Raw genomic sequence first — 7,899 nt, 5'->3', positions numbered from 1 at the left:
GCCCCGTCTGCGCCCGCACCACCGTCCACGCCGCCGCCCGCCGCCCCGTCGCCGCGCGCACCACCGCCCGCGGCCCTGGCGGCGGCCCCGTCCGCGCCCGCGACCGCCGCACGCATCGCGTCCCGGTCGAAGACCCGGGCGAGCAGTGCGCGCATGCCGTCCTTGAGCGCCCGCTGGTCCTCGGTGAGCCGGAAGTCCATACGCACGCTCACCTGTCCTTCGGCAGGCCGAGAAGGCGCTCGGCGATGATGTCCCGCTGGATCTGGGAGGTGCCGGCCGCGATGGTGTACGACAGCGACGAGAGCCGGTCGAGCGTCCACCTGCGGTCCAGATCCAGGCAGTCCGCGCCGAGCACCTGCGCGGCCGTGTCGTACAGCTCCTGCCGGGCATGCGAATAGCGCAGCTTGAACACCGATCCGCCGGCGCCCGGCGCACCGCCGACGGCCTGCGCCTCGCTCACGTTCCACTGGATCAGCCGCCACAGCGCCTGGAATTCGGCGTGCAGACGGCCGAGCGAGCGGCGCAGTCCCAGGTCGTCCCAGCGGCCGTTGGCATGTGCCTCGTGCGCCAGTTCCCGCAGGACCCTGCGGCAGGCGACGACCTCGCCGACGAAGGCCGTGCCCCGCTCGAAGCCGAGCGTCACCATCGTGACGCGCCAGCCGTCGTTCTCCGCGCCGACGCGATGGTCGACCGGCACCCGCACCTCGTCGAGGAACAGCTCCGCGAACTCCGCGGACCCGGCCAGGGTGCGCAGCGGCCGCACGGTGATCCCCTCGGCGTCCATCGGCAGCGCGAGCCAGGTGATGCCGCGGTGCTTCGGAGCGTCGGGGTCGGTGCGCACCAGCAGTTCGCACCAGTCGGCGATCTCCGCGTGCGAGGTCCAGATCTTGGAGCCGGTGACGATGTACGCGTCGCCGTCGCGGACGGCGCGGGTGCGCAGGGCGGCGAGGTCGGAACCGGCGTCCGGCTCGCTGAACCCCTGGCACCAGACCTCCTCGCCGCGCACGATCGGCCCGAGCCAGCGGGCGCGCTGTCGCGGGGCGCCTTCGACGGCGATGGTCGGTCCGGCGTGCAGCAGTCCGACGAAGTTGGCGCCGACGTAGGGGGCGCCGGCGAGTTCGGTCTCCTCCAGGAAGATCAGCCGCCGGGCCGGGGAGGCCGTCCAGTGGAGCTCCCCGTATCCGGCGTCGTACAGCATGCGCTGCCAGCCGAGGTCGTAGGCGCGGCGGCCCGGCCAGTCGCGGGGGTCGGGACGGGGCGGCAGCGTGGGCAGCGCGGCGGCGAGCCAGCGCGCCAGCTCCGCGCGGAACGCCTCGTCCTCCTCCGTGTGGGCCAGGTGCATCAGCCGAGGTCCAGGCCCAGCATCCGGATGGCGTTGCCGCGCATCAGCTTGTGGACGGTCGCGTCGTCGAGGCCTTGCACATGGTCGAGGGCGAGCTGCCTGGTGTGCGGGAAGGTGGAGTCGACGTGCGGATAGTCCGTCTCGAAGGTGGCGTTGTCGCGGCCGACGACGTCGATCGAGTCGATTCCGTGCCTGTCGCGGAAGAAGCAGCAGTAGATCTGCCGGTAGTAGTACGCAGACGGGGGCTCGGGGATCAGATCGCGCACCCCGCCCCAGGCCCGGTGCTCCTCCCACACGTCGTCCGCGCGCTCCAGTGCGTACGGGATCCAGCCCATCTGGCCCTCGCTGTAGGCGAGCTTCAGCCGGGGGAACCTCACCAGCACCCCGGAGAACAGGAAGTCGGTCATCGACGCCATGGCGTTGTTGAAACTCAAGGTGGCCTGCACGGCCGGCGGGGCGTCCGGGGAGGCGGCCGGCATCTGCGAGGACGACCCGATGTGCATGTTGACCACCGTGCCGGTCTCCTCGCACACCGCGAAGAAGGGGTCCCAGTAGCCGCAGTGGATCGACGGCAGTCCCAGATACGTGGGGATCTCGGAGAAGGTCACCGCCCGCACCCCTCGCGCGGCGTTGCGCCGGATCTCCGCCACCGCCAGATCGACGTCCCACAGCGGGATCAGGCAGAGCGGGATCAGCCGCCCGCCGCTGTCCCCGCACCACTCCTCGACCATCCAGTCGTTGTAGGCCCGCACACACGCCAGCGCGACCTTCTTGTCCTTCGCCTCGGCGAAGGTCTGCCCGCAGAACCGCGGAAAGGTCGGAAAGCACAACGACGCCTCGACATGGTTCAGGTCCATGTCCTTGAGCCGCTCGGCCGGATCCCAGCACCCCGGCCGCATCTCCTCCCTCGTGATCCCCTCCAGGGTCATTTCCTCCCGGGAGAAGCCGACGGCGGCGATGATCCGCTTGTAGGGGAAGATCTCGCCCTCGTACTCCCACCAGTCGGTGATCTGGCCCGCCGGATCGGTGGTGAACCGGTATCTGCCGCCGATGTAGCGAAGCTCCCCGATGCCGGCCGTGAAGGGCTTCGGCCCCCTGTCCCTGCACTTCGCCGGCAGCCAGCTCTCGAAGAGGTGCGCGGGCTCGATCACATGGTCGTCGACGCTGATGATCCGCGGCAGTTCCCGTTCCACCGAGCCTCCTCCAGAGACCGAACTTGTCTGACGGAGCGTCAGATTTCAGGCTAGCCCCGCACCTCTGGACCGGCAAGGCGGCGGCCTCTACGCTCTCCGCTCGATCTGACTCTTCGTCAGCAGCGCTGCGCCAGGAGGAGCCGTGAACGACACCGCACACTCCCTGGGGGCCTCCCCCACCCTGTGGGAGCTGATCGAGCGCCGCGCCGCCCTCACCCCCGACCGCCCGGCCCTCCTCCAGGACGACCGGTCGCTCACGTTCGCGGAACTCAGACAGCGCTGCGAGAGCGTGGCGGCCGGGCTGCACACGGCACACGGCGTGGGTCCGGGGACGGTCGTCGCCTGGCAGCTCCCCACCCGCATCGAAACCGTCCTGCTGACCGGCGCGCTCGCCAGGATCGGCGCCGTGCAGTCCCCCGTCATCCCTTTCTGCCGGGACCGGGAGACCGGCTACGCGCTCCGTGCGTCACAGGCGGAGCTGTTCGCCGTGCCGGGGGTCTGGCGCGGCTTCGACCACACGGAGATGGCCCGTCGCCTCGGCGCGCCCCACGTCCTGGAAACCTACGACCGCCTCCCCCAGGGCGACCCGGCGACGCTTCCGCCGCCGCCCGCCGACGGCACGGCGGTGCGCTGGATCTACTGGACCTCCGGCACCACCTCCGACCCCAAGGGCGTACTGCACACCGACCGCTCGCTGATCGCCGGAGGCGCGTGCCTGGCCCATGCCCTGCGACTGCGCGACGACGACATCGGCTCGGTGGCCTTCCCCTTCGCGCATATAGGCGGAGCCGACTATCTGGTGATGCTGCTGCTGTACGGCATGCCGGCAGTGCTCTTCGAGCAGTTCGCACTGCCCGACGCACTGGAGGCCTACCGCTCCCACGGGGTGACCGTCGCCGGCGGCTCCACCGCCTTCTACTCGATGTTCCTGGCCGAGCAGCGCAGACGGCCCGGCGAGAAGCTCATCCCGACGCTGCGGCTGCTGGCGGGCGGCGGAGCGCCCAAGCCGCCGGAGCTGTACCACGCCGTCGTACGGGAGTTGGGCTGCGGGCTCGTCCACGGCTACGGCATGACCGAAGTGCCGATGATCACCATGGGCGCCCCCGACGACACCGACGAGAATCTCGCCGCCACGGAGGGCCGACCGCCGGAGGGGATGGAGATTCGGATCGCCGACGGCGAGGTGCGGCTGCGCGGGGAGGCGGTCTGCCGCGGCTATCTCGACCCGGAGCAGACCGCGGCCGCCTTTGACTCCGACGGGTTCTTCAGGACCGGCGACCTGGGCGCACTGACGCCCTCCGGCCATCTGAAGCTCACCGGACGGCTGAAGGACATCATCATCCGCAAGGGGGAGAACATCTCGGCCCGCGAGATCGAGGAACTGCTGCACGGGCATCCTGCGGTCGGTGAGGCGGCGGTCATCGGACTGCCCGACGCCGACCGCGGCGAACGGGTGTGCGCGGTCGTCGAGCAGCCCGCGGACGCGCCGCCGCTGACCCTCGGCGAGGTGACGGCCTATCTGCGCGGCGCGGGCCTGTCCGTGCACAAGCTGCCGGAACAGCTTGAGCTGGTCGAGGCCCTGCCGCGCAACGACACCCTGCGCAAGGTGCTCAAGTACAAGCTGCGCGAGCGGTTCGGGGCGCCGTAACCGAACCCGGGGCTCCGCCCCGGACCCCGTCGTCCGGGGTCTTGGCCCCCAAAACCCCCGCTCCTCAAGCGCGGGAGAAGCCCGTTCGAGCCCGTCTGGGGGCCACCCCTCCCGGACAGAGTCCGGGGGAGCTTGAGGACACGGCCGAAGGCCGTACCGGGGCTCGGGGCGGAGACCCGGTTCGGGACGGGGCGTGGCCGGGCGGGGAGGGGAAAGGTCCGCCGGACAGCGCCTACGGCTCGGGCGTGACGTAGTACGCGGCGAGCGCCTTCAGCAGCTCCTCCTCGTCGATCCTGCCGTCCCCGTCCGCGTCCAGCGTCCTGGCCGCCTCCGACGCGACACCCGGCTCGACGCCGAGCACCCGCAGGACCCGCTCCACGGACGCCGGGGTGAGGCCGGAGCCGTCGGCGTCGGCCACGGCGATCACGGCGTGCAGAAAGGGACGGGCGATCTCGGCGAACCGCTCCGGGTTGTCCCGCAGCCGCTTCACCGCGCCGGTCACGAACTCCTGGCGGCTGACCCGCTGGTCCCCGTCCACATCGGCGATGCCCGCCATGCCCTGCCAGAAGGCCTCAGCACCGCTGTAGAGGGCCTGGCCCCGCTCCGAGCGGGCCGTGACGGAGAACTCGCCGAGCAGCGCCGCCGCGGCCCCGCTGAAGTCCTCACGGTCGATATAGCCATTGCCGTCCTGGTCGAAGGCGGCGAAACGAGACGCGATCTTGCGCTCGTACTCTGCGCTGTCCATGCGGGGAGAGTACGGCTCCGAGAGGTGTCTCGTTCAAGTACTGCGCGGAATTCCCCCGTGAGCGCTGCCGGCCCTCAGGCCGACAGGGGCTGCGCCTCCTCGTCGGCAGCGGCGTCGGCGTCCGCGTACACCGCGAACAGCCGCCGTACGCCGAGGGCGGCGAGTACGCGGTTGACATGCGAGCCCTCCTCGGCGCCGCGCGCCGGGAGCACCAGTCGCAGCCGTCCGCGGCAGGAGCGCAGCAGCCGCCGCGAGGCGATCAGCACGCCCACGCCGCTGGAGTCGCAGAAGAACACCTCGGAGAGATCGAGCACCACATCCCGGCGGCCCGAGGCGACGGCATCGTGAACGTGCTGGCGGACGGCGGGCGAGGAGGCGATGTCCAGCTCCCCGCGGACGTGCAGCACGGTCCACCCGCCCTGCCGGGCCTCGTCCACTGTGAGCATCGTGCCTGGACCTCTCCTCATCCTGTACGGACGTCACGGACGTGATCCTGTACGGACGTCATCCCGTACGGACGTCACGGACGCATCGACCGGAAGCCGCCCTTCCCTTCGCGGCTGCCCAGCCGCCCTCCCATGAAACACGCTGCCTCTGCCGCGTCCCCCACGGGGGCGCACTTGCCGAAAAGGGGCGTGCGCCGCGAGCTGTGCGCATTACATTCGAAGCGGCGACAGGCACCGGGAAACAGCACAGGGGAACAGAACGCAGAGCTTGGGGGCCGTATGGCGAAGGACACACCGCCGCGCTGGGACCGCAGGATGCAGCAGCGGCTGGCGCGGGGCGAGGCCGCCGCGCTCGGCGAGCTCTACGACAGGTTCGCCTCGCTGGTGCACATGCTGGCCCACCGGGTGCTCGACGACGACGAGGCCGCTGACCAGGTGACCCGCGAGGTGTTCGGCTACATCTGGGAGAACCCGGACGCGTACGACCCCAAGCAGGGGTCCATGCGCTCATGGGTGGCGAAGCTCACCAACGGCCAGGCGGTGCACCGGCTGCGGCAGTCGGGGACGGCGGCGCTCACCGGCGGCGGAGGCGAGGGCACGGCCGAGGAGCTGGAGCAGAAGGTGCGCAGGGCGACGGTCGCGGCCCGCGCGGACTACATCGTCACGTCGATGCCGAAGCCGCTGCGCGCCGCGCTGGAGCTGGCATACCGCCAGCGCACGGACTACCGGCACGCCGCGCGGCTGCTCGGCGTGACCGAGGACGAGGCGCGCCGGCGGCTCCGGCTCGGCCTGCAGCTGCTGTCGACCGCGCACACCCGCACCCTGGACGGCGCCCCGCCGCCCGGCCAGGGCCCTGCGCCCGGATACGGACGCTCCCGGTGACCGGGCCGCTCGACGGAGGCCGCGGAGGCGGCGGAGGCGGCGGAGGCGGCGGAGGCGGCGGAGGCCACGGGGACGACGCCAGGGACGAGGCGCGCGGACAGCCCCGCATCCCGGCCCCACGGGCGGCGGGGGACGATCTCACGCTGTCGGTGCCGCCGTTCCCGCTGGTGCTGGGCGCGTACGAGGACGAGGAGCCGGAGAAGGAGCCGGACGAAGCGGCGGGCGGGGACGTCGCGGGCGGGGACGCCATGGACGGGACAGCGGCCCTGTGCCTCGGCCCGGGCGACGGGGACCGCCCCGCGGACATGACGCACAACGCCGATGACGCCGACGCCGCGCGCACGGCGGACACCGCCGACACCGCGCACCACACGACCGACGGGACCGGCGCGACCGGCGGGACCGACACGGCCGGCGGGACCGACACGACCGGCGCGACGGAGGCCGCCGGGCTGTCGCACAGCGTGCTCAAGTCGCTGCTCGGCGCATGGGCGCTTGCCGTGTGCTCCGCGGAGGAGACCGCGGCCGTCGAGGTCCACCTCGGCGAGTGCGCCGCGTGCGCGGACGAGGCGCTGCGGCTGCGCGACGCCGTGGGGCTGCTGCACATGGAGCGCGATCTGGACCTCGACCCGCTGCTGCGCTTCCGGGTGCTGGAGAACTGCCTGGGCCGCAGGCCCGCCCGTATCCCCGTGCCCGCGTGGGCCGCCCCGTACGACGCGGAGACGGCCAGGCTCGACGCCCTGCTGCGGGACTTCGGCGACTCGGAGTGGGATGCCGAGGTGCGGCTCAGGTGGTTCGAGGGCGACCGGCAGATGACCCGGTCCACCAGCGTGGCCCAGGTCCTCGGCCATCTGATGGCCGTCGACGGGCTGGTGGCGGGTGCGCTCGGGCTGGGCGACCCGCTCGGCACGACCGCGCCGCCGTCGCCCGAGGAGCGCACGGAGCAGTTCTGGAAGTCGGCCAAGCAGCCGCTGGCCCCGGCCGTCCGCCAGCCGTGGCGCGGGCAGAGCCACACCCTGATCCGCACGGTGTCCTTCGCAGGCCGGGGCGTGTCCGAACTGTCCGTTTCATATGGTGACTTCTCGCTGGCGCTCAAGGACTCCCTGCTTGACCGGGCGTTCGAGTGCTGGATCCATGCGGGCGACATCGCGGACGCGGTGGACTATCCGTACGAGCCGCCCAGCGGCGTCCATCTGAACCTGATGATCGATCTGGCGGCACGGCTGCTGCCGCACGCGCTGGCCGCGCGGCGGCGAGCGGGGCTCGCCAGTCCGCCGCACTATCTGATGACGCCGGGCGCTCCCGGCCGTTCACTGCATCTGGAGATCGAGGGCGCGGGCGGCGGCAACTGGCACATCGCCCTGGACTCGCCGGCGGCAAACGCCTCCGCGGACCACGCGGTCGCGCAAGTGGCACTTGAAGCGGCGGAGTTCTGCCGGCTGGCAGCGGGCCATATCTCCCCGGAGGAGGCGGCAGCGGGCCAGGACGGGGACCGGGAGGCGATCCGCGAAGTGCTTTTCGCCACGGCGTCGCTGAGCCGCCTCTGAGGCGAAGCCCGGGCCGGGAGATCAGGCCGGGAGATCAGGCGGACCGCTGGCGGCGGGTGGAACGGGCCCGGTTCCCGCAGGAGACCGTGCGCCAGC

7 protein-coding genes and 1 pseudogene are annotated in these 7,899 nt (G+C 72.2%); 3 read left to right on the top strand and 5 right to left on the bottom strand.

Going from position 1 to position 7,899, the window contains the following annotated elements; translation table 11 throughout:
• The 3 genes and pseudogenes from QCN29_RS25695 to QCN29_RS25685 all read right to left on the bottom strand — a co-directional run.
• Positions 1-212: pseudogene (locus tag QCN29_RS25695) on the bottom strand (hypothetical protein); the annotation flags it as partial.
• Positions 209-1,342 (bottom strand): acyl-CoA dehydrogenase family protein, encoded by a 1,134-nt coding sequence (locus QCN29_RS25690; protein WP_279931107.1) that lies wholly within the window; start codon positions 1,340-1,342, stop codon positions 209-211. The gene QCN29_RS25690 and the pseudogene QCN29_RS25695, both read right to left, overlap by 4 nt.
• A complete protein-coding gene (locus tag QCN29_RS25685; RefSeq protein WP_279931105.1) occupies positions 1,342-2,535 on the bottom strand; it encodes an amidohydrolase family protein in 1,194 nt (397 codons plus the stop codon). The genes QCN29_RS25690 and QCN29_RS25685 overlap by 1 nt, the downstream gene beginning before the upstream one ends.
• Positions 2,536-2,677: 142 nt before the next feature.
• Here QCN29_RS25685 and QCN29_RS25680 point away from each other — a divergent pair, with 142 nt between their 5' ends.
• On the top strand, positions 2,678-4,183 hold the full coding sequence (locus QCN29_RS25680; RefSeq protein WP_279931103.1) for a class I adenylate-forming enzyme family protein: 1,506 nt from the start codon (positions 2,678-2,680) through the stop codon (positions 4,181-4,183).
• A 232-nt stretch (positions 4,184-4,415) separates the two neighbouring features.
• On the opposite strand, the gene QCN29_RS25675 is transcribed toward QCN29_RS25680, so the two are convergent.
• Both QCN29_RS25675 and QCN29_RS25670 read right to left on the bottom strand, forming a co-directional pair.
• The gene (locus QCN29_RS25675; protein ID WP_279931102.1) at positions 4,416-4,928 is read right to left on the bottom strand and encodes an EF-hand domain-containing protein; all 513 of its coding nucleotides are present in this window, start codon (positions 4,926-4,928) and stop codon (positions 4,416-4,418) included.
• A 74-nt stretch (positions 4,929-5,002) separates the two neighbouring features.
• Complete coding sequence (locus QCN29_RS25670) at positions 5,003-5,374, bottom strand: STAS domain-containing protein (RefSeq protein ID WP_240137746.1); 372 nt, start codon at positions 5,372-5,374, stop codon at positions 5,003-5,005.
• Positions 5,375-5,653: 279 nt separating this feature from the next.
• On the opposite strand from QCN29_RS25670, the gene QCN29_RS25665 reads away from it, so the two are divergent.
• Together QCN29_RS25665 and QCN29_RS25660 are read left to right on the top strand one after the other, a co-directional pair.
• On the top strand, positions 5,654-6,256 hold the full coding sequence (locus QCN29_RS25665; protein WP_279931100.1) for a sigma factor: 603 nt from the start codon (positions 5,654-5,656) through the stop codon (positions 6,254-6,256).
• Positions 6,253-7,803 (top strand): zf-HC2 domain-containing protein, encoded by a 1,551-nt coding sequence (locus QCN29_RS25660; RefSeq protein WP_279931098.1) that lies wholly within the window; start codon positions 6,253-6,255, stop codon positions 7,801-7,803. The genes QCN29_RS25665 and QCN29_RS25660 overlap by 4 nt, the downstream gene beginning before the upstream one ends.
• Positions 7,804-7,899: the final 96 nt, after the last annotated feature.

The organism is Streptomyces chengmaiensis, assembly GCF_029846775.1.
GTDB lineage: Bacteria > Actinomycetota > Actinomycetes > Streptomycetales > Streptomycetaceae > Streptomyces > Streptomyces chengmaiensis.
The sequence above is the reverse complement of the archived record's forward strand: the minus strand, read 5'-3'. Positions and strand labels throughout refer to the sequence as shown.